A 21,698-nucleotide genomic window follows, 5' to 3' on the forward strand; every position below is an offset into this window, starting at 1 on the left:
CCGCTTCATTGAATGTCCCGTTCAATTGGGTAGGGACGCTATCGCCCGCGACATTCCGATTTAAGTTGAAAAACTCCGGCATCGGAAAAGTGACGCTGCGGCGGCGGTTTATGCAACATTCAGGCTAAGTTGTGGTCGGTTGTTTTTTCTTTGCAGAAGATCTTTCTGCCAGGGAATAGTACCTGCCATTCCCCATCAAAAAACCACCCCGGCGCGACCTTGCGGCAAAGCTTGATATGCATCTAAAGCGGTGCGCCAGGCGGCCCTGAAATGTTGCGCAATTGCCGCGCCAGAGTGGCGCGGATGGTACTGCGGGGCGACTGTTGTCGGGTGTGCTATCTTGCATGCCGGAAAACTGGCGCCGCGCCGCCGGGGAGGGCAAAGCCGGCGTCCGTCGGCGCCGGCGCGGTTTCGTCGGAATCGGTGCCGCCTGCCCGCGACCGCTTGCTATAGTCGTTTTCACTTTTCCCTGACTGGATTGCCGACCATGACGAGTTTCTTTTTTATCTTCCGGATCACCCTGGCCTGGGCGATCGCCAACACGGTGCTGGCGATCACGATCGGGCAGACCATCCTCAGTGACCGCGACAGCGGCGGCTCGCTGCTGCTGCTGGTGCTGGGCGCGATGGCGTTTGCGGCGGTGAACGCGTTTTCACACGTGCGCCGGGTGCGCCTGCTGACGGGCGAGGTCAGCAGCGCCACCTTGTCCAGCCGCCAGCGGCGCCAGATCGAGGTGCCGTTCGAAGCCGGCGAAACGTTCGACATCATCGACGCCGCCATCCGCGACTTGCCCGGCGCCGAGCAGGTCGACAGCGCGCGCGACAGCTTGCAGGTGCGCGCCAAGATCCGTTACCTGCATCCCTATCGCGGCGGCTGGCTGTCGCGGATGACGGGCCACCCCGGGCCGAGCGGCAACCAGGTCATCGTCACCGTCACGCCGAATGGCGACGCCGGCAGCGTGACCCTGATCTGCGAACCGGAACGCTGGGCCTGGACCGACTGGTTCATGGTCGACGCCGGCGCCAATGTCGAAAACGCCGACGCCATCGGCCGCGCCGTGGCGCGCCGCGTGGCCGAGCGGCGCCGCAGCGAGCAGGCTGCGGCGGCGCAGACGGCCACCGAGAAGGAACTGACCGTGGCCAAATTGAGCTTGCTGCATGCGCAGGTCGAGCCGCATTTTTTGTACAACACCCTGGCCAGCGCGCAACTGCTGACCCGCAGCGACCCGGCCCGCGCCGACGAGATGCTGGGCAACCTGATCGCTTACCTGCGCAACTCGCTGCCGCGCACCGACGATGCGCTCTCGACCCTGGGCAAGGAGCTCGAGCGCGCCCGCGCCTACCTCGACATCCTGGTGATCCGCATGGGGCCGCGCCTGCGCTTGCAGGTCGAGGTGGCCGCCGGGTTGCATGCGGCGCCGTTTCCCGCCATGATGTTGCAGACCCTGGTCGAAAACGCCATCAAGCATGGCCTGGAAGCGAAGGCGGGGGGCGGCACGGTGTGGATCATCGCGCGCGTCCACGATGGCGCGCTGGCGCTGACGGTGGCCGACGATGGGCGCGGCTTGTCGGGCGAAGGCGGCGGCACCGGCATCGGCCTGCGCAATGTGCGCGAGCGGTTGCGCCTGGCCTACGGCAGCGCGGCCGGTTTTACCATCGTATCGAATTATCCGAGCGGGGTGGCGGCGACGATCAGCGTGCCGTACACGGGCGCGGCAACGACGCAGGCGGCGGCATGACTGATTGTGTGATTGCGGAAGATGAACAGCTGCTGCGCGACGAGCTGGTGCAACTGCTCGCGGCCGCCTGGCCGGAGTTGCGCATCGTGGCCGCCTGCGACGACGGCGCCGGCGCGCTCGAAGCGATCGCCCGCTACCTGCCGCAGGTGGCCTTTCTCGATATCCGCATGCCGGGACTGAGCGGGCTGGAGGTGGCCGGCGCGCTGGCCGAGGTCAGCCCGGCCACGCAGGTGGTGTTCGTGACCGCCTACGACCAGTATGCGATCGACGCCTTCGAGCGCGGCGCGCTCGATTACCTGCTCAAGCCGGTGGCGCCTGCGCGCCTGGCGGCCACGGTGCGGCGGGTCAGGGCGCGCCTGGCCAGCGGCGTGGCGGACGCCGGCGCGCTGGCCGCCTTGCTGCGCCAGCTCGGGCAGGCGGCGCCGCCGGCGCCCAGGGCCGAGCCGCTGGTGTGGCTGACCGCCAGCGCGGGCGCGGACACGCGCCTGATCATGGTCGAGGATGTGGCCTACTTCCAGGCCGACAGCAAGTACACCGTGGTGATGACGGCGCAGGGCGAGGCGCTGCTGCGCAAACCGATCCGCGAACTGCTTGAGGTGCTCGATCCGGCCGTCTTCCGCCAGATTCACCGCTCGACCATCGTCAACGTCAAGGCCATTGCCTCGGTCGCGCGCGACGACAGCGGTCGCGGGGTGCTGCGCCTGCGCACGCGGCCGGAAACGCTGGCCGTCAGCCAGCCGTTTATGGCCCTGTTCCGCGCCATGTAGGGAGAGTCTGTACGCTGGCGCACGGACTCAATCGTTGCTTTTGTTAAACTTATGGGCGTGAGCAGCAAGCCGCGTGGCGGCCTGCGGCCCACGGTGCGCCTGCCGGGCGCGCCTACTTTCTTCGTGAGGCAAGCATGAAAAACGTGATCATCGCCGCCGTCCTGCTGGGCGCAAGTGTGGCGGGGCAGGCCCAGATCAATGTCCGCATCGATATCGGACAGCCGGGATTTTACGGACGCATCGACCCGGGCGATGTTGGCCGGCCGCAGGTGGTCTATACCCAGCCGGTGATGGTGGAGCGCCATGTGCGCGGCGCGCCCGAGCCGGTGTATCTGCGGGTGCCGCCGGGGCACATGAAAAAATGGAGCAAGCATTGCGCGCGCTACGACGCCTGCGGGCGCCAGGTGTATTTTGTGCGCGATGACTGGTACACCAACACGTATGCGCCGCGTTACCGCGACATGCGCGGCGGCGGGCGCGATCAGGGACGCGACCGCGGGCAGGATCGCCATGAGCGCCACGACCGGGATGACCGACATGAGCGCGGCCACGGCAACGGGCACGGCAAAGGCAATGGCAATGGCAATGGTCACGGCAATGGCCATGGCAATGGTCACGAGCGCGACAAGAACGGATTCCGCTGACGCGGTGCTGGCGTCGCCAACCCTGAAACCGTACAGCGTGAGCGCGATTGTCCATATCGCAGTAAACTGACGTTGTCAAAAATTCAGGGAGATTCTCTTGCGCGGCGAAATTGTGATTGTCGGAGGTGGGGCGGGCGGTTTGGAACTTGCCAGCAAATTGGGCCGCAAGCTGGGTCCGTCCAAGGTGTTTCTCGTCGATAGCCGCCTGTACCACATCTGGAAACCCTCCCTGCACGAAGTCGCCGCCGGCACCCTCGATATCCACCAGGAAGGCTTGTCCTACCAGATGCTGGCGCACGACAATGGCTTCAGCTTCGTCTACGGCGCCCTGACCGGGCTCGACGCCGCAGCTAGGCGCCTGACCATCGGCCCGATCCGCACGCCGCAGGATGAAGAAGTGCTGCCCGAACGCACGCTCGAATTCGGCTCGCTGGTGATCGCCGTCGGCAGCACCTCCAACTACTTCGGGGTGCCGGGCGCGAAGGAATACACGATTTCCCTGAACGCGACCGAAGACGCCGAGCGCTTCCGCCTGCAACTGCTCAAGTTGCTGGCCCGGGCCGATGCGCGCAAGCCAGTCGAGCCGGACGCGGGCGTCGATATCGTCATCATCGGCGGTGGCGCCACCGGGGTCGAACTGGCGGCCGAACTGCGCGAAGCGAGCGCGGTGTACACCACCTATGGCTTCCAACACCTCAAACCGCAGCAGGATGTACGCATCACGCTGCTCGAAGGCGCTCCGCGCATTCTTGCGCCGCTGCCGGAACGGGTGTCGAACGCGGCCCTGAAGCTGCTGCACGAGCGCGGCATCAAGGTGGTCAACGAGTGCCGCGTGACCGGCATCGGGCAAGACCAGGTGACTGACAAGAACGGCAACGTCTATCCATCCGACCTGTGCGTGTGGGCGGCCGGCATCCGCGCGCCGGAATTTTTGGCCACGCTCGGCTTGCCGCTGGCGAAGGGCGGGCAGATCGAGGTGGACGGCTTTCTGCGCGTTAAAGACGCGCCGGGCCTGTACGCCATGGGCGACTGCGCCGCCTGCGTCGACGCCGACGGCAAGATGGTGCCGCCGCGCGCGCAGGCCGCGCACCAGCAGGCCGATTACCTGCTGGACACCTTCCTGCGTCAGCAGCGCGGCAAGGCGGCGCCGACCAAGCCTTACGCCTACAAGGATTACGGCTCGCTGGTGTCGTTCGGCCAGACCACCACCGTCGGCAGCCTGATGGGTTCCCTGAAGGGCTTGAGCTGGTTCGTCGAAGGTTTCTTTGCGCGCATGATGTATGTCAGCCTGCACCTGATGCATCACGCGGCCGTGCTCGGCTCGGTGCGGACCGGCGTGCTGGCGCTGGCGCGCTTCCTGATCAAGCGCAGCACGCCGCAAGTGAAGCTGCACTGAGCGTCAAGCCTTTCCCCGGTTGACATCTGCTGTCTTGATGCCGGCGCGCCGATTTGAAGAGCTTCAATCTTCGCGGCCGCCCTGGGCAGCCGACCCACAGCAGGCCGTGCGCCCTGCGTGAAAAAAGATTGAACTTTTTTTGAAGCGTTGGGTCTATATCCACTTTCGGTTAACGTGCGACGCACTCCGGCGAGCAAGTCTCATCGCCGTCGTCAAAAATGTGCCGCACGAGTAAGGATCGAGCATTGACGCCGCTCAGCGGCAGTAAGGCAGCATGGCCGCCCCGGCATGCACCTTGCTCAGTGCCGGTGATGGAGGTCGGGTTGAATATCGCGCCGATACGTGTTGAAGTGATCGAGGCCCGCCGCAGCCGTAAAGGTGGCGCCATCGTGTTGGCGCGCCCTGTGCCAATGAAGGTAGCGGCGGCCTGCGGTGGCGCGATCGTGCTTGCCCTCGGGCTGTTGCTTACATTTGGCGAATACAGCAGCAAAGTGCGGGTGACTGGCCGGCTGGTCTATGCCGGCGGCGCCATCAAGGCTGTCGCCCCGCAATTTGGCCGCATCGTCGCGCGCCATGTCAGTGAGGGCGAGCCGGTCAAGGCAGGGCAGGTGCTGTTCGATCTGTCTGCCGAGCGCATTGGCGGAGCTGGCTCGATCGATGCGCGCATTAGCGCTTCGCTCGCCATGCGGCGCGAACAGATCGTACAGCGACGCGAGGCGACGCTCCAGCAACTGGCCCTGCGTGCCGCTGCCCTGGCCGATCAGGAACGCCTGGTGAAGTCCGAGATAGCCGCGCATCTTGGCGGCATCGCCATCGGGGACGAACTGGTCAAGAGCGCCCAGGCCTCCGTCGACCGCAACAGCACGCTTGCCCAGCAGGGCTTTGTGTCCGTGGCCGGGCTGGCGCAGCAAAAGAACATCCTGAACGTCGAGCGCGCCCGGCGCAATGCGCTGACGGTCAACCTGGGCAACGCACGCGCGTCATTGCTCCAGGTGCAGAACGAAAGAGCGTCACTCGCCGCGCGCGAAAAGATCGCCAGTACCGAGGCCGACCAAAGTCTTGCAGCAATAGAACAAGAGGCTGCCGAGCACGAGGGACGCAGCACGCTACGGGTCACGGCGCCCGCAGCCGGCGCCGTTACAGCGCTGGGCTATGACATTGGGCAGTCGGTGCAGGCCGGAACAGTGCTGGCCACCGTCCTTCCCATGGGCAGCGTGCTTGAGGCAAAGCTGCTGGTCCCCTCGCAAGCGAAATCGTCGGTGGCGGTGGGGCAGCAGGTCCAAATGCGCATTGACGCCTTTCCGTATCAGAAGTACGGCTTGGTGGCCGGCACGGTCAAGCAGGTGGAACGGAACCCGATCAATGACGGCGCACAGGCGCCGGACACTCCCAACGCTGCCGACATCCCGATCTACCGCGCGACCGTAGCCATGTCGACCAATTCCATGATGATGTACGGCAAGCGCAGGCCATTTGAGCCGGGGATGACGCTGGAAGCCGATATTTTCCATGATCGCCGCAAGCTGATCGAGTGGATCGTGGACCCTGTCGTCAGCGCAGCAAGGGATCGTATGCCTCCGGAGGGACGGGCGAAAAACTAACGGAAATGGAAAGAATTGGGCGCCGCGTTTTTCGACAACGCCTAACCTCCCATGTGCACGCGGAACATGGTGAAAATCTTGAAATGGAGAAAGTCATGAAAGTACTAGACAAAGAATTACTGGCCCAATTAGTCGGAGGGAAAGCCGAAACGACCCCGGGGGAGACGATCCCTGGCGGTGGCGGTGGCGGTGGCGGTGGCGGGGGTTCCGGCGGCGGCAGCGGCGGTGGTGGTGGCGATGGTGGCGGTTTCGGGACAGATCACGGGTATGCCTACGACATTAAAGCGATTGGTGTCGAAAATGGGCAAGAAGCCGTCGTCACCATTCGAGGGGCAATACCGGTGTTTGACAATCCTCCTCCAAATGCGACGATCAGCCAAGAACCAGCGGCTTGGGAAGGAAGCCTCATCGGCGTTTATGTAACAAGCGATCTCTCCTTTGAGCATCAGATACGCGACGGCATAATCGCCACAACTGCGGGCGCAGAAGCCTCCGTAGCAGGGAAAGCGTTCATTAACGGCTTCCTCAAGGGGGCCGAAATCGGGAATAAGGGCGGGACCTGGGGTAGAGCGGGCGGAATGGTCATAGGGGCATTCGTTGGCTACGGTAGCTATCTCCTGATGGAGCGCGATCATCCACAAAAAACAGAAACTCAGACCTGGGTCGATAAGGATGGCAACCGCCACTATCCCCGAGCGATTGCGCCCGATGACGATAACCATGTAGCGTCGTACTCAGGGCCGGCAGGCGGGAATGCGATGCAAATGGCACTTTAATCAAAAAATCAAAGCAGCCGCAGGATTAGCGCGGCTGCTATCAAGGAGTCTATCATGCCTGCTTCGTTTCCTTTCTCCGTCCAAATTGAATCTAAAACGTCGCCGTCATTCGTTTTTTTGCCGACAGAACGTGCGCATAGATTTTGGCGCTATCTCTGGCCGTTTTTATCCATAAAACAATTTATATTTACTCTAGCAATAAGTGTAGTGATGGTGATTTTCTGCATCGCGCTGGCACCTTTGTCATTGGGAACTATTGCCGCCAATATTATCCCGATCGGTTTGGTCTTGGCAATCATTCGCATGATCCCAGCAGAGCAATTGCCCGGGAAAATAACAATTGCATCTACGCGAGGTCCAGCCCGTCAGTTGATACCAATGCTAGAGCAGATCATGCTGAAGTGCGGCTATACAGGACCCGCAGTTTCCGTTGGCAGCAACTGTATTCAGTTTCGGCCAACAGCGAATGGCTGGCTAAGTTGGCCTGCTCCGCCCAAGCAGGATGTCGAGCTGTGCATCGTTGATGAGAACATCCTTGAAGTGCGAGGCCCCAAAGGCATTCTTAACTCAATAGAGATGGACCTGCGTTGGAAGCTGATGGATTAACGGCGTACGGCATATGCCCTGTGCGACTATGCCTGAAGATGGCGATGTTCAGGAAGGGTCTGACTGGGCATGCAAGTTGTAGTGTTATGCAGATCGTAACCTAATTTCAAAATCCGTGCGGCCGCAAGAAGTTACTGCGGCCGCATTTAAGGAGTACGTTATGTCGATTTCGCTTGATCATCCTGTAGCTGTTGAAACGGTAACTCCGCCTCCGTTTTTCTTTTTTGCTACACAACGCGCGCACAGCTTTTGGCGGGACCTTTGGCCGTTTCGATCCGTGAGGCAAACTATAGTAACTCTCGCACTGACGGCAGTCGTCATAATCATTTGCAGCGTGGTGCTGCCTGAGTCCGTGAACTTCCGCGTCAAATTGCTTATCTTTCTTTGCTTCGTCATCACCGTTGTACGCGAACTCCGCGAGCAATTGCCAGGAAAAATTACAATTGCCGTATCCAGGGGTTCAGCCCGCCAATTAATACCGGATCTACAGCGCGCCATTCTTGAGCTTGGTTATACGGATACCTCGCCCTCTGTCAAGTGTGACCGTTTTCATTTTCGCCCAAACTCTGAACTTGGCTTTTTCTTACCCAAGCACGATGTCGAACTGTCCATTGCTGACGAAAACATTATCGAAGTCCTGGGCGCCATAGGCAGTCTCAAGCAGGTGATCATGAAACTGAACTGGAAGTTGGAGACGTGAAATGGCCGCCGCGCCATTCTTTCGCGGCGCCCGCCTGCCGCTGATTCTCCAGGCGGAAGTGGCCGAGTGCGGCCTGGCTTGCCTGGCGATGGTCGCTTCCTACCTGGGCTTGCGCACCGATCTGGCGGCCCTGCGCGGACGCTTCCCCACATCGCTGAACGGCATCAGCATGCTGACGCTGACCGAGTACGCGCAACGCCTCAACCTGTCCACGCGGGCGCTGTCGCTGTCGCTGGAGGAGTTGCCCCACTTGAAAACCCCGGCCATCCTGCATTGGGGATTGAACCATTTCGTCGTGTTGCGCCGGGCCACGGCCAAGGAGGTGGTGATTCACGACCCGGCTGTCGGCGTGCGCCATCTGTCCTACGCGCAAGTGAGCCGCGACTTCACCGGCTGCGCGCTGGAATTCGATCCGACCACCGATTTCAGCCCGGCGGACGAGCGGCGCAAGGTATCGGTCCGCAAGCTCATGGGCAAGCTCGATGGCTGGTGGCAGGCATTCGGGCTGTTGTTCGCTATTTCGCTCGCGGTCGAATTACTGGTGCTGGCCATGCCCCGGTTGAATCAATTCATGATCGACGACGTGCTCATGTCCAACGACGCCAGCTTGCGCAATGTAATCCTGTTCGGCCTGCTCCTGCTGATCCTCACGCAAGGGGCGTTGCTGCACATGCGCGGCATCACCATTCTGTACTTGACAACGCACGTGAATCTGCAATGGGTAGGCGATGTATTCGGGCGCCTGGTGCGTCTTCCCATGAACTGGTTTGAGACACGCCAGCTCGGTGATGTGCTATCGCGCTTCGGCTCGGTCGGCCCGATCCAGGATCTGCTGACCACGCGGGCCGTCGGCGCCGTCCTGGACGGCATCACGGCAATCCTGACCATGATCGTGATGATCTTGTACAGTCCGCTGCTGGCAAGCGTGGTCGGCGCCACTGTCCTTCTCTACGCGATAGTGCGGGCGCTGTCGTACCGGCCGCTGCATACTGCGAACCTGGAGGGCTTGACGCTCGCGGCCAAGGAACAGACCTGTTTGATGGAAACGATCCGGGCGATTGGGCCGATCAAGCTGTTTGGGCGCGAACTCGACCGGCGTGCGCACTGGCTGGCGATAAAGACCGACACCATCAACCGTAACGTGCGCACGCAGGTGCTGGGCCTGTGGTTTAGCAACATCAATATGATCATAGGGGCTATCTCGGCGGCACTGGTACTGTGGCTTGGCGCTGGCCTGATCATGGAGGGTTCGTTCACGGTCGGCATGCTGATCGCGCTGACGGTCTACAGCGGGCTGTTCACGGCTCGCATGAGCGCCCTGATCAATGTGTTCATCGACTACAAAATGCTGTCCCTGCACTGCGAGCGGCTGGCCGACATCGTGCTGGAACCGGTCGAGCCCGACGTGGAACACGCGCGCGACGTCGACCAGCTGGAGCCGAAACTGGAACTGGTCAAGGTCAGCTACCGCTACAGCGACACCGAGCCGTGGGTGCTGCGCAATATCGATCTGACCATCGAGCCCGGCGACTCGGTGGCGATCGCCGGCCCTTCCGGCTGCGGCAAGACAACGCTGATCAAGCTGATGGTGGGCAGCCTGAAACCGACGTTCGGTGAAATTCGCTATGGAGGAATGCCGATCTCGCAGCTCGGCGTGCGCTGCTACCGCCGCGCCCTGGCGGCGGTGATGCAGGACGATGTGCTGCTGTCAGGCTCGCTCAAGGAAAACATCTGCTTCTACGACGAGCGTCCCGAGATGGACCGCATTCGCCGCTGCGCGCAGCTTGCGCAGATCGACGCCGATATCGAACGCATGCGCATGGGCTACGAAACCATCGTCGCCGACATGGGCAGCAGCCTGTCCGGCGGCCAGAAGCAGCGCGTCTTGCTTGCGCGAGCGCTGTACAAGCGGCCCAAGATCCTGATCATGGACGAGGCCACGAGCGCGCTCGATGTGGTACTGGAAAGCGAGGTCAGTAGCGCAATCGCAGAACTCAACATGACGCGAATTATGGTGGCGCACCGTCCCGAAACGATTGCAAGCGCGCGCCGCCTGGTCGCACTGCAGGGCGGCGCTATCGTTTACGATGCGCCGCTGCCAGATAAAGATGCGCCATCAGAATCATGCTAATGACGGCAGTTTTTCAATATCGGAAGTAAACACCCGCGTGACCAGGTTCGCCAACAGCGCAGTTTCCGTGCCGCAGACCTGGCTGAGGCTGGGCACGGCCCTGCAACCGTCATTTATCCTTTGGGCGCCGCCTTGGGCAAGGTCAATGTCAGCACCGTGCCGCGCTGCTGGGCCGGCAGCACCGACAGCGCCCCGCCCAGGTAGCGGGCGCGTTCGCGCAGCAGGCGCAGGCCGTGGCAGCCGGACGATTCACCGGGTTTATCGCCCGGCCCCACGCCGTTATCGCGCACCGTGAGCATGATCTCGTCGCCGCCATCGTCGAGGATGACGTCGACTTCGCTCGCCCCGGCGTGCGCGGCGACGTTGCGCAAGCCTTCTTCCAGCACCCGCAACAGGGCCACGCCGTGTTCGCGCGCGTAAGCCTCGTCTTCGTCGGGCAGGCTGCAACGCGCCACGACCTGGTGCTCCTTGCCGAAATCGCCAACCAGCTCGGCGATGGCAGATTTGATTCCCAGAAACTCCAGCTTGTCGTTCCACAGCGACAATTGCATCTCGCGGTTGGTGTTGATGATGGTCAACAGGAGCTGCTTCATCTGGGCGGTGCGGTCGTGCAGCGCTTTTTCCTGAGGCAATTGCTGGGTCAGCAGGGCCAGGTGCATGGTCAGGGCCGTCATCGACGAGCCAAGACTGTCGTGCAGCTTGCGCGCCAGTTGGCGCCGCTCATCATCCCAACATGTCGTCAGATGACCGAGCAGTTCCGCCAGGTCGGCATTGCGCTCGGCAAGCTGGCGGTCCGGTGCGGCGTCGGGCGGGGAGGAGGGCGGTAGCGTCATGCTGGGCTCAGTGAATGTTTCCCAAATCATACAACAGCTTGCGGCGGCTTGTCGCCGCGTCGCGCCGAGCTCGCTTGGTGCGGTGCGGCATCGTCGGCGCGCGGTTTTCTGGTCATTCCGGCACGTCGATTATCTGCCACTTTTTTCGCATCGGGGAAGCGATTCGCGACCCCGCCGTGCCCCGCCCTTGCCTGGCTATCCTTCGATGGTGGCGCACTGGCCGATGGCGTCGAGCAGGTGGGCGATGTCGACCGGCTTGACCAGGTGCTTGTCGAAGCCGGCTTCGAGCACGCGGCGCTGGTCGTCGGCCAGGCCGTAGCCGGTCAGGGCGATGAGCTTGATGTGGCGGGTGTCGCCATCCTGGCGCAGGCGACGCGCCACTTCGTAGCCGTCGATGCCGGGCAGGCCGATGTCGACCAGGGCGACGTCGGGCAGGAAGCTGCGCGCCATCTGCACGCCTTGCACGCCGTCGGCCGCGTGGCGCACCGCGTAACCGTAGGCGCCGAGCATGGTCGCCATCATTTCGCGGCCGTCGTCGTTGTCTTCGATCAGCAGGATGGCGGGCTTGTGCTCGCCGGCCGCGCCGGCCGGCGCCACCTCGGCCGACGGCGCCGCGGGCGCCGCGCGCGGCAGGCGGATGACGAAGGTGGAGCCGGCGCTGGCGCCGTCGCTGTGGGCCGACACTTTGCCGCCGTGCAGTTCGACCAGGCGCCGTACCAGCGCCAGGCCGATGCCCAGGCCGCCTTGTGCGCGGTCGAGCGTGATGGAGCCCTGCACGAACACGTCGAACACATGCGGCAGCAGTTCGGCCGAGATGCCCACCCCGGTGTCGCGCACTTCGAGCACGATCTCGTCGTCGTTGTCGGACACCGCGATGTTGATGGTGCCGCCAGGCGGGGTGTACTTGAGGGCGTTGTCGATCAGGTTGGTGGCGATCTGTTCGAGCCGGGTCGGGTCGCCGTCGACCCAGGCCGGCTCCATGTCGACATTGAGCAGGTAGTTGCCGGTGCGGCCGGTGGCCTTGAAGGTGTCGAGACAGGCCGATACCAGCGCGGCGACGTCGAGCGTTTGCTTGTCGAGCAAAATCTTGCCGGACATGGCGCGCGACAGGTCGAGCAGGTCGTCGACGATGCGCGACAAATGCTGGCTCTGGCGCTGGATGATCTGCTTGGCGCGGCCGACCGAGTCGGCGCCCACGCCCGCCAGCCCGATCAGCGAGGCGGCGCTGCTGATGGCGGAAAGCGGATTGCGCAGTTCATGCCCGAGCATGGCCAAAAATTCATCCTTGGCGTGGCTTTTCGCTTCGGCCGCCTGGCGCTCTTCCATTTCGCGGGTGAGGCGCTTGTTGGTGGCGGTCAGTTCGGTGGTGCGCTGGCTCAGCTTGTGGGCCTGGCGCTTGAGTTCCTCGTTCTTGGTGGCCAGCGCCACGAATACCTGCACCTTGGCGTGCAGGATCTGCGGGATGACCGGCGTGAACAGGAAATCGGCGGCGCCGCGCTGGTAGGCTTTCAGGCGGTCGATTTCATCGGCCAGGAAGGCGGTGACAAAAATGATGGGAATGTCGGCCGAACGGGCGCGCTGGTGGATCGCCTCGGCCGTTTCGAAGCCGTCCATGCCGGGCATGTTTACGTCGAGCAGGATCACGGCAAAGTCGTACAGCAGGACCTGGCGCAAGGCTTCCTGGCCGGAACGGGCGGACAGGACGGAGTAGCCCGATTCATCGGCCCATTGGTCCAGAAGACTGGTCAGTGCCAGCAGGCTGGCGGCATCGTCGTTTACGACGAGAATCTTCGGCTTGTCTAAGTTGGTCACGTCATTCCTGCGCTGCGGTGGGGGTTGAATCACTTCAAATGCATTGCTGCCGGATAGCAGAACCGGAATGCGGCACCGGAGGACAGCGAACGCGGCTGTCGTGTCCGTACGGCGCCCATCATAGCAATCGGGTAATCCAATGTCAAAATGCAAGCGAATAGGGTAGCAACGCAATGCAAGGTACGCTAACGCACATACGAGGGGGTGGGCGTATGCGATAGTGACAACAGGACAACCGCTGCCGGACGGCCCAACCGAACGGCACACGGTTCATCGCCACCATCGTGGCGTGGCACATTGAAAAGGGTAAGCCATGAATATCAACACCATCGTAGATGCCGAATTTACCGGCAAATGTTTCCGTGACCTGCGCAACGCGCCGCTGTCCGCCATGCGCGGGCTGAGTACCAAGGACGCCAAGGCCCTGCACGAAGCGTTCAATATCACCACCATCGGCGACCTGGCCAACCTGAAGTTCGTCAAGTGGGCCAGCGCGATCAATGTATTGGCCGAAGAAGAGTGCGATACCTCGGAGCAAGCCGCCAAAGAAACCTTGCTTGACGATGCGGTCGAGATGACCTTCCCGGCCAGCGATCCGATTTCGGTCGACTCGGGTATTACGCGCATTGAAGTACCGCCGGAGATGGTCAACGCCAGCACCGATCACCAGCATGCGAAGTCGATCGAGGCCAGTACCAAGCAGGGTGGCAAGGGGCGTTAACATTGGCTTTTCGCTTCGACTCCCCAAGTCCGACAGGCTGCTAGCCGATCACCGTGAAACCGTCGTTCCCGCGCAGGCGGGAATCCAAGTTCGTACCGTAGCTCGTGGCTGCGCGAATAACTTGGGTTCCCGCCTGCGCGGGAACGACGGGTTTTCGGAGCAGGGTCACAGGCGCGGCGCGCCGGAAATGGCTACCTCAACGCCGTGGCGCCACGCCCACGGCATCCTGCACCAGCGGCGTGGCCGGCGTGGCCGACGTTGCGCAGAAGCGGTTCTTGCCGCCGCGCTTGGCCTCGTACAGCGCGTAATCGGCAATGCTGATCAGCGCTTCCACCGTCTCGGCGTCATCCGGATAAATGCTGATCCCGATACTGGTCGACAGGCGCAAGGTCAGGTCGTTGATGAAAAACGGCTCCGACACCGCCTCGACCAGCTTGGCCGCCGGCCCGTGCGCGTCGACCAGGCCGGACACTTCGCCCAGCACCACCATGAATTCATCGCCGCCCAGGCGCGCCACGGTATCTTCCTTGCGCGAGGACGCCACCAGGCGCTGCGCGACAATTTTCAGCACTTCATCGCCATACGCATGGCCATAGGTATCGTTGATCGCCTTGAAGCCATCGAGGTCGAGATACATGATCGCGGCCTTGTGATGATTGCGGTTGGCGTGCTGCAAGGTCGTTTCGATGCGGTCTTCCAGCAGGCGCCGGTTCGGCAGCCCCGTCAACGGGTCGTGCAGCGCCAGTTCCTGCTGTGCCTTGCTGTATTGCGCCAGTTCCTTGTAGAGCAGGCGCACTTCCAGCATGTTATGGATGCGCTTGTGTACTTCGAGCAAATCGAAGGGCTTGCTGATGAAGTCGCGCGCGCCCGCTTCCAGCGCGGCAATCTTGAAAGTCGGCTGGGCGGTGAGCGCCAGCACCGGCAAGTAACCGCCCTGTTCGATTTCTTTCAGGCCCTTCATGACCTGGAAGCCGTTCATGCCCGGCATTTGCAGATCGAGCAGGATCAGGTCGTAACAGTGCTGGCGGTGCAGCGGGCAGACTTGTTCGGGGAGCATAGTCGAGCTGACGCAGTTGTATCCTTGTTCGCGCAATATCTCTTCCATCAGTTCGATATTGTCGGACGAATCGTCTACAACCAGTATTTTTGCGTTCAGTATGTCTTCTCGGCTTGGCATACATTGTCTCGGTCAAGGCGGAGGGGCGTGCGGCAAAGAGCGCACGCGCGATTTTAATGTGTTGCTAGTGTAACAGTGTATCGAACATTTCTTGTAGGACAGCGCCGCGTGCGCCGGTAGGACTCCCATTGTAGGCTAACGAGGACCATTTCCCGCCATTGTGGCCACTGTGGCGATCAGTTCGCTCGGCTCGACCGGCTTGGCGATATGCGCCATGAATCCCGCTTCCAGCGCGCGCAGCCGGTCTTCCGAACGCGCAAACGCGGTCAGCGCCACCGCCGGCACGTCGCCGCCGCCGGCGTGGCCGAGCGCGCGCACCCGCGCCAGCAGCTCGAAGCCATCCACATCCGGCATGCCCAGGTCGCTCACCAGCAAGTCCGGCGGCGACACAAGGAACTCGGCCAGGGCATCGGCCGCGCTGGCCGCGGTGCGCACCGTGGCGTTGCAGTCAGATAATATCCGACGTATCAGATCGCGTGCGTCCGGTTCGTCGTCAACTACCAGAATGTTCAGGTGCGACAGGTCGCGCAACAGGATGTCGGGCGTGAACGGCGCCACCGGCGGGGCGGGAGCGCGGCCGGCGCGCGCGGACGGGCTCTGGCGGTTGGCAGCCGGCAACTCGATGGTGAAGGTGGCGCCGCGCTCCTCGCCCGGGCTGTCGGCGCGCACCGTGCCGCCGTGCTGCTCGATCAGGTGCTTGACGATCGACAGGCCCAGCCCCAGCCCGCCGTGCTTGCGCGTGGTGGATGCGTCGCCCTGGCGGAAGCGCTCGAACACGTGCGCCATGAATTCGGGCTTGATCCCCACCCCCGTGTCGTGCACGGAAATTTCGACATGGCCGTCGACGGCGCGCAGTTCGATGCGCACATTGCCGTCGCGCGAGGTGAACTTGATGGCGTTCGAGAGCAGGTTCCAGATCACCTGCTGCAAGCGGGCCGGGTCGCCGGCGATCATGCCCACGCCTGGCGCGACGAATCTGTCGAGGCGGATGTTCTTGGCGTCGGCCGCCGGGCGCACCGTTTCGATGGCGGCGTCGATGAACACGGTGGGCGAAATGGTCTGCATGTCGAGCAACACCTTGCCCGAGGTGATGCGGCTCATGTCGAGCAAGTCTTCGATCAGCTGGGCCTGGGCGCGTGCATTGCGCTCGATGGTTTGCAGGCCGCGTTGCAGGTCGGCCTGGTCGCGGCTGCCGCGCCGCAGCACCTGGGCCCAGCCCAGGATCGCCGACAGCGGGGTGCGCAGCTCGTGCGACAGGGTCGCCAGGAATTCATCTTTCATCTGGCTGGTGCGTTCGGCCTCGGCGCGCGCCGAGCGTTCGCTTTCCAGCAGCACCTTGCGCTCGTCGGCCGCGTGCTGGGCCGCTTCGTACAGGCGCGTGTTGTCGATCGCCACCGCCGCCTGGGCCGCGATGCCGCCCACGATGCGCTCGGTGCGCTCGCTGAAGATGGCCGTTTCGGGGTGGCTGAAGAACAGGCTGCCGAGCACCTCGCCGGAACGGGCGATCACCGGCACCGCCAGGTAGCTGCGCACGCCGGCTTGCTCGTCGGCAAGGTCGGCCTGGGCTTGGAATGCCGCATGGCGCGGGTCGGTCCGGATGTCGTCCGAGCGCAACACCTCTTCGCCGCGCAGACTCGGCCCGAACAGCGCGCTGGTGCGTACGTCGCCGTCGTTCTCGAATTCGGGCGGGGGCACGCCGGCCACCGTGTGCAGGGTGAACAGGTCGCCGTCGCTATCCTTTCCATGGTAAAAGAACACGCCGAAGCGGGCGCCGCTGATGCCGGTGGCGGCGTCGGTCACGGTTTGCAGCAGCGAGCGCAGGTCGCGCTGGGAAGCGAGCGCGCTGCCGGTGCTGTTGAGCAGTTCGAGCACGTTCGATTCGTCGCGCAGGGCTTGCTGCACGCGCTTGACCTGGTCGACGTCGGTATTCGTGCCGAACCAGCGCACCACGTGGCCGAGGCGGTCGCGCACGGCGTTTACGCGCGTTAAGAACCAGCGGTATTGGCCGTCGGCGCCGCGGATCGGGAATTCCATCTCGAACGGATTGCCGGTGCGGATCGATTCGTGCCAGCGCTGCAGCATTTGCGGCAGCACATCGGGGTCGTGCGTCGATTGCCAGCCCCAGCCCACCATCTGGTCGGACGTGGTGCCGGTGTATTCGTACCAGCGCTTGTTGAACCAGACGATGGCGCCGTCGGCCTGGGCCATCCAGGCCAGCTGGGGAATCGAATTGGCCAGCGCGCGCAGCACTTCTTCGCTTTCGCGCAGGGTGTCTTCGGCGCTCTTGCGGGTGCTGATGTCCTGCACCACGCCGGTCATGCCCAGCACGATGCCGTCGCGGTCGTAGTCGGCCCGCCCGACCACCGCGATCCAGCATTGGTCGCCGTCGGGGCGGTCGACCCGGCACTCCATGTTCAGGTCGGTATGCTGGGCGAAGGCTTGCAAGAATTCGGTGCGCGCCATGTCCTTGTCGCCGTCGTGCAGGCGTTCGCGCAGGCTGTTCCAGGGCAGCGCTGTTTCCGCCGGCAGGCCGAAGATGTCGGCGGCGCGCGCGCCCAGGGTCACGCGGTCGGCGCCGGCGTCCCAGCGCCAGTCGCCCAGCCGTCCGGCCGACAAGGCCACCTGCAGGCGGCTGCTGCCGTCGAGCAGGGCCTGTTCATCGGCCTTGCGCTTGGTGATGTCCTGGAAGTACACGGTCAGGCCATCGTCGGACGGATAGGCGCGCAGGTCGAACCAGCTGCCCAGGCTAGTGTAAAAGAATTCGAAGCTGACGGTTTCCTGGGAATCCATGGCGCGCCGGTACTGCGCTTCCACGCCGCTGTCGCGCAGCTCGGGGAACTCGTCCCAGATGACCCGGCCCAGCAGGGCCTCGCGCGGCTTGCCGCGCGCCGACAGCAGTTGCAGCGCGCGCGCGTTGATGTAGGTGATGCGCCAGCTGCGGTCGACCGCGCAAAAACCATCGGTCAGGCTTTCGAGCATGTTTTCCATGCGCGTGTTGGCCTGGCGCAGGGCGTCCTTGGTTTCGATCAGCTCTTGCTGGGCACGTTGGCGCGCGGCCAGCACGCTGTTGGCGTTGCGCAATGCCACCGAGCGCATCAGTTCGGTTTCGTCGCGATCGTCGGTCACAGGCGCTCCCGCAGGATGGCGCACGCCAGCGCGGTGCCGGCCACGCGCGCGGCGATCTTGGCAAAGGCCGTCTCGCGGCTGGTGGAACGGTCGTCGCAGAAGGGCGAAAAGCCGCAGTCGTCGGTGCTGCCGAGCTGGGAAGGGGCAATGAACTGGGCTGCCTGCAAGATGCGCTGGCACACCAGTTCGGGCGTTTCGATGCGTGGATCGATCGGGTCGATCACGCCGATGAAGACGCGCTGGCCGGGCTTGATGTACTGGGCGATGATCTTGAGCACGCGCACCGGGTCTGGCTCGCGCGCCATGGCGATGTAGAAATTGCCGACTTTCAGCTCAAACAGGCTGGGCAGGAGTTCGGCGTAGTCGACGTCCGCGCTGTGGGTCGAGTCGCGGTCGGCGCCGGGGCAGGTGTGCACCCCGATCAGGGCTTGCTCGGCAGTCGAAAAACGGTTCAGCGCCAGGTTGTTCAGGTCGATGAAGCTCGACAGCAGCTCGCCGCTCGGATCGAGCTTCATGGCCAGCCGGCCTTCGGTGAAATCGACCTGCACCTTGTGCGCGCCCTGCTCGAGGCAGCGCCGGATTTCGGTCTCGTGCTCGCCCAGCAGGTCGTCGATGAACTGGTCGCGCGAGTAGCCGGGCAAGCCTTCGGGCGGGTACATCAGCGACAGGGCCGAGGGCGAAATGACGGCCTGCTTGACTGCCACCGTGGCGTAGCGCTGCGCCAGCGCGAGGTAACTGTCGGCGTAGCGTTCGTAGTGGAACGGGGCGCGCATCAGGCGCGGCATGCGGCGCGTGTGGCCGTCCGCGAACGGGATCGGGAAGCCGTCCGGCGCGGTGTTGGGCGAGCCATGCACGCAGTAGGTCAGGAAATTGTGGTATTTGCGCTGCTCGCCATCGCTGATGACGGTCGAGCCGGTCGCTTCCATGCGGGCGATGGTGTCGCGCACGGCGTCCTCGTACAGCGCGTCGAGTTCGCTCTCGCTGAGCGTGCCGCTGTCGACCGCGTCGATCAGGGCCGCTGGCCGAGGTATGCTGCCGATTGGCTCGGTGGGAATCATCATCTGTCTGTCGGCAATCGTGAAGAAATGGGCGGGGGCGGCCCCCGCAACGTCTCCTGCTTACTGCATCGGGTGGCGCCTTGCGATTCTAGCCGACCGGCGCCGTGGCGCACCACACACTAAGTACCTTGGTCCGATCATACTCCGGCGGGCCGGCGCTGGGCGATTGTTGCCAATGCCGCTTGCAGCTGTTCGAGTTCGTAGGGCTTTTGCAGCGACTGGTGCGCGAACTCGACGTGGCGCAGCAGGGCGTCGCCGTAGCCGGAGGCGAAGATCACGTTCAGGCCGGGGTACAGGCGCACCGCCTCGCGCGCCATGTCGACCCCGGACATGCCGGGCAGGCTGACATCCGAGAACAGCACGTTGTAGCGGCTGTGCGCCATCAGCGCCAGCGCGTTTTCGGCGTCGCCCACGCCTTCGGCTTCGTGGCCGAAAGCCTTGAGCATTTCGACCACCAGGTATTGCGAATCGAGGTTGTCTTCGACCACCAGGATGCGCAGGCCGTCGGCCGGGGCGGGCACGCTGGCCAGCGGCGCGCTCGGGGTTACCGCGCACAGCACGCCGCCGACCGCCTCGCCATCGCGCACCGGGGTGAAGTAGAGATCGTAGTCGGCCGATGCGAGCGCGCCGTCGCGCACGAAACCGAGCTGCTGGCGTGCGAGCTGGCGGACCTCGCCGGCGAGGGCGAGGTCCAGGGTGGCCGGGCTGGCGGCGAGCGGGGCCGGCCAGACCGCGGGCACCCGCCCGCCCGGCGCACGCGGATGGCGCGGACCGGCCAGCTCGGCGTAGGCATGGTTGAACACGATGATGCGGCGCGGACCCCACACCAGCAGCATCGGCAGCGGCGTGTTGAGGACGATGTCGACCGCCAGGCGCAGGGTGGCGGGCCAGGACTGCGGTTCGCCCAGGTCGGTGGTGCTCCAGTCGGCGCTGGCGACTCCGGCGCTGTTACCAGGTGCGTGCATGAGAAGCCTGTTTCATGAAAAAGGGGAAGGTTGCAGTTGTAGAAACGAAAACATGAGCGAATCGTACACCAAAAGGGGTGAATCGGCCTTTTTGCTGCGGGGTGGGATGGGCGCGGGCGTGCGGTGCAACGCTGATCGGATGGCTGGGCGTAAACGCGCGAGGCCGCAGCTTTGTTCAAGCGACGGCCCTCAAAAAATACTCCTCCGATCGGTCAGCGATGAACCAGTCGGTCGCCGACGCAAGCAAGCGCTATCGCCGCTTCGCGCAGATCGATGGTCAGGCTCAGGTCATCATCCGGGGAATTTGCCGAGTCAATGACGACACCTTTGACTCTCATCGGGATGCGCTGCGTGCCGTGCACAAGGTGAACCACCGAGCCGATTGCTACCGATCCCTCAATGAGCTTCCCATCCAGCACTGCAGCCTTTTCCCGAGGAAATTTGCTGATGCCAGTGATTTCAAACGCAAACGGCACGAAGTGCGTCGCATCGTCATGAGGCGCCAGCATCGCGCGCGGACATCTCCGCAACGCGGCCTTCACGGATGGCCCGCCGGATTTGCTCGTCAGTGCGCTTGGGCGTGATCGCCAGATCTTCGACAAGGACAATTTTGCCACGACGACTGCAAAAGATATCGCGCAGAAATGCTATCTCAGGAGCGATGCCGGACCTTTTCAAGAATGCGTCAATGTTCATGACAGAAGTCCCTTTCGAGAGGCGATGTAGGCATTCAAAGTGTACCATGAGGGACTTCCGTCCGCGAGGTCGAAAGTCATTTCCTATCCGTCCCCATATTGCTTCCACCAGTTGAGGTCGGTCTGGATAACTTCAGACACCGTCGTGGCGGTGGAAAGCAACGGGTGAGTTTGGAGTTGTTGACGTATTGTCTCTTGTAGCGGGGCGTTGAAACCAAGCCGTGGCCAATATTCGTAGCCCCAAAAGTGTTCGGACCAACTGCGGCCCTTCGCACCGGTCCCGCCCGCTGCCAGAAGTTCAGTGCGCACCAATCCAAGGGTTTTGGCAAGCTGCGCCATCCGCAGGAACGTGATTGCTCCGAACCCGCAAGGGGCATTGGTGAACCAGATATAGTCCAGGTAAAGGACGTGGCCATCCCGTGCCTTACGGATTTCGATGATATTCCATTGTCGAATGAACTGTGCATGCGTCACCACCATTCGAATATCGCTGCGCATGGTGATCAGACGAACCAAGCCACCACCTGGGCAGCCGGACAGGATTTGGCTTTGTTTGCGGGTAAGTACCCGGCCGCCAATCTCAACACGTTTGCCGCCGAGTAAGACCCGCGCCCGGCGGTTCAAGCTGGCGTCAACCTGACTGGGCGGATTTCTTTTCCAGGGAAGCCCAAGGTAGTAGCACAGCGATTCAAGTAGATGCATCGACCGATGGTTGTGCGTATCAGGGTGCGCGTTGAGTGAAACGAGAGCGCGGTTTGATCGCAATCAATTCTGCGGGATGCACCTGGGGCCGTGGCGGAAGCGGCTGCCGCTGGCTTATGTGAGCGCTGAACGCGCAGGCAAAAAAAAGCCCGCTCAGAGAGCGGGCTGAATCTATTTTCTTGGAGGAGAATAGAGGAGACAGAGGCAGTATGCTGCGTTGCGGAAAATAAATCTAATTGATGTTTGTGAT

General features: G+C 63.0%; 19 protein-coding genes. 10 read left to right on the forward strand and 9 right to left on the reverse strand.

The genetic code is table 11. The annotated features are described in order from the left end of the window. Positions 1 to 487 precede the first annotated feature (487 nt). The 9 genes from F2P46_RS23345 to F2P46_RS23385 all read left to right on the forward strand — a co-directional run bounded on the left by F2P46_RS23345 (position 488) and on the right by F2P46_RS23385 (position 10,359). Positions 488 to 1,738, forward strand: coding sequence for a sensor histidine kinase (locus F2P46_RS23345; protein WP_166894677.1), 1,251 nt, complete (start codon positions 488 to 490; stop codon positions 1,736 to 1,738). Continuing rightward, complete coding sequence (locus F2P46_RS23350) at positions 1,735 to 2,505, forward strand: LytTR family DNA-binding domain-containing protein (protein WP_166894679.1); 771 nt, start codon at positions 1,735 to 1,737, stop codon at positions 2,503 to 2,505. The genes F2P46_RS23345 and F2P46_RS23350 overlap by 4 nt, the downstream gene beginning before the upstream one ends. A gap of 134 nt (positions 2,506 to 2,639) precedes the next feature. Continuing rightward, positions 2,640 to 3,149 (forward strand): hypothetical protein, encoded by a 510-nt coding sequence (locus F2P46_RS23355; protein ID WP_166894681.1) that lies wholly within the window; start codon positions 2,640 to 2,642, stop codon positions 3,147 to 3,149. 97 nt (positions 3,150 to 3,246) lie between these two features. Beyond that, the gene (locus tag F2P46_RS23360; protein ID WP_166894683.1) at positions 3,247 to 4,545 is read left to right on the forward strand and encodes an NAD(P)/FAD-dependent oxidoreductase; all 1,299 of its coding nucleotides are present in this window, start codon (positions 3,247 to 3,249) and stop codon (positions 4,543 to 4,545) included. Between the two features lie 323 nt (positions 4,546 to 4,868). After that, the gene (locus F2P46_RS23365) at positions 4,869 to 6,146 is read left to right on the forward strand and encodes an HlyD family efflux transporter periplasmic adaptor subunit (RefSeq protein ID WP_166894685.1); all 1,278 of its coding nucleotides are present in this window, start codon (positions 4,869 to 4,871) and stop codon (positions 6,144 to 6,146) included. A 95-nt stretch (positions 6,147 to 6,241) separates the two neighbouring features. After that, positions 6,242 to 6,922 carry a hypothetical protein gene (locus F2P46_RS23370; protein ID WP_166894675.1) on the forward strand — a complete coding sequence of 227 codons (681 nt, stop codon included), beginning with the start codon at positions 6,242 to 6,244 and terminating at the stop codon, positions 6,920 to 6,922. A 54-nt stretch (positions 6,923 to 6,976) separates the two neighbouring features. Then, positions 6,977 to 7,528 (forward strand): hypothetical protein, encoded by a 552-nt coding sequence (locus F2P46_RS23375; protein WP_166894687.1) that lies wholly within the window; start codon positions 6,977 to 6,979, stop codon positions 7,526 to 7,528. A gap of 160 nt (positions 7,529 to 7,688) precedes the next feature. Then, on the forward strand, positions 7,689 to 8,228 hold the full coding sequence (locus F2P46_RS23380; protein WP_166894689.1) for a hypothetical protein: 540 nt from the start codon (positions 7,689 to 7,691) through the stop codon (positions 8,226 to 8,228). Position 8,229: 1 nt separating this feature from the next. Continuing rightward, complete coding sequence (locus tag F2P46_RS23385) at positions 8,230 to 10,359, forward strand: peptidase domain-containing ABC transporter (protein ID WP_166894691.1); 2,130 nt, start codon at positions 8,230 to 8,232, stop codon at positions 10,357 to 10,359. Between the two features lie 113 nt (positions 10,360 to 10,472). Here F2P46_RS23385 and F2P46_RS23390 read toward each other — a convergent pair whose 3' ends face one another. Both F2P46_RS23390 and F2P46_RS23395 read right to left on the reverse strand, forming a co-directional pair. Next, positions 10,473 to 11,192 (reverse strand): ATP-binding protein, encoded by a 720-nt coding sequence (locus F2P46_RS23390; RefSeq protein WP_166894693.1) that lies wholly within the window; start codon positions 11,190 to 11,192, stop codon positions 10,473 to 10,475. Between the two features lie 195 nt (positions 11,193 to 11,387). Then, positions 11,388 to 13,004, reverse strand: a complete 1,617-nt coding sequence (locus F2P46_RS23395; protein WP_166894695.1) for a response regulator — start codon at positions 13,002 to 13,004, stop codon at positions 11,388 to 11,390. 313 nt (positions 13,005 to 13,317) lie between these two features. Between F2P46_RS23395 and F2P46_RS23400 the strand changes: the two genes are divergently transcribed. Next, complete coding sequence (locus F2P46_RS23400) at positions 13,318 to 13,725, forward strand: hypothetical protein (RefSeq protein ID WP_166894698.1); 408 nt, start codon at positions 13,318 to 13,320, stop codon at positions 13,723 to 13,725. A 196-nt stretch (positions 13,726 to 13,921) separates the two neighbouring features. On the opposite strand, the gene F2P46_RS23405 is transcribed toward F2P46_RS23400, so the two are convergent. From F2P46_RS23405 to F2P46_RS23435, 7 genes are all read right to left on the reverse strand, one after another. Further along, positions 13,922 to 14,902, reverse strand: coding sequence for a diguanylate cyclase (locus tag F2P46_RS23405; protein ID WP_166894700.1), 981 nt, complete (start codon positions 14,900 to 14,902; stop codon positions 13,922 to 13,924). Between the two features lie 135 nt (positions 14,903 to 15,037). Continuing rightward, on the reverse strand, positions 15,038 to 18,028 hold the full coding sequence (locus F2P46_RS23410) for a PAS domain S-box protein (RefSeq protein WP_368737948.1): 2,991 nt from the start codon (positions 18,026 to 18,028) through the stop codon (positions 15,038 to 15,040). Further along, a complete protein-coding gene (locus F2P46_RS23415) occupies positions 18,025 to 19,089 on the reverse strand; it encodes a cobalamin-independent methionine synthase II family protein (RefSeq protein ID WP_166894702.1) in 1,065 nt (354 codons plus the stop codon). The genes F2P46_RS23410 and F2P46_RS23415 overlap by 4 nt, the downstream gene beginning before the upstream one ends. 134 nt (positions 19,090 to 19,223) lie before the next feature. After that, positions 19,224 to 20,051 carry a response regulator gene (locus tag F2P46_RS23420; protein ID WP_166894704.1) on the reverse strand — a complete coding sequence of 276 codons (828 nt, stop codon included), beginning with the start codon at positions 20,049 to 20,051 and terminating at the stop codon, positions 19,224 to 19,226. A gap of 212 nt (positions 20,052 to 20,263) precedes the next feature. Next, entirely contained in the window at positions 20,264 to 20,560 is a 297-nt protein-coding gene (locus F2P46_RS23425) for a hypothetical protein (protein ID WP_166894706.1), read from the reverse strand. Next, positions 20,544 to 20,747 carry a hypothetical protein gene (locus F2P46_RS23430; RefSeq protein ID WP_166894708.1) on the reverse strand — a complete coding sequence of 68 codons (204 nt, stop codon included), beginning with the start codon at positions 20,745 to 20,747 and terminating at the stop codon, positions 20,544 to 20,546. Before F2P46_RS23430 ends, F2P46_RS23425 begins: the two co-directional genes overlap by 17 nt. A gap of 83 nt (positions 20,748 to 20,830) precedes the next feature. Continuing rightward, positions 20,831 to 21,448, reverse strand: coding sequence for a hypothetical protein (locus F2P46_RS23435; protein WP_166894710.1), 618 nt, complete (start codon positions 21,446 to 21,448; stop codon positions 20,831 to 20,833). Between the last annotated feature and the right edge of the window lie 250 nt (positions 21,449 to 21,698).

Source organism: Massilia sp. CCM 8734 (assembly GCF_011682155.1).
Lineage (GTDB): Bacteria > Pseudomonadota > Gammaproteobacteria > Burkholderiales > Burkholderiaceae_D > Telluria_A > Telluria_A rubra.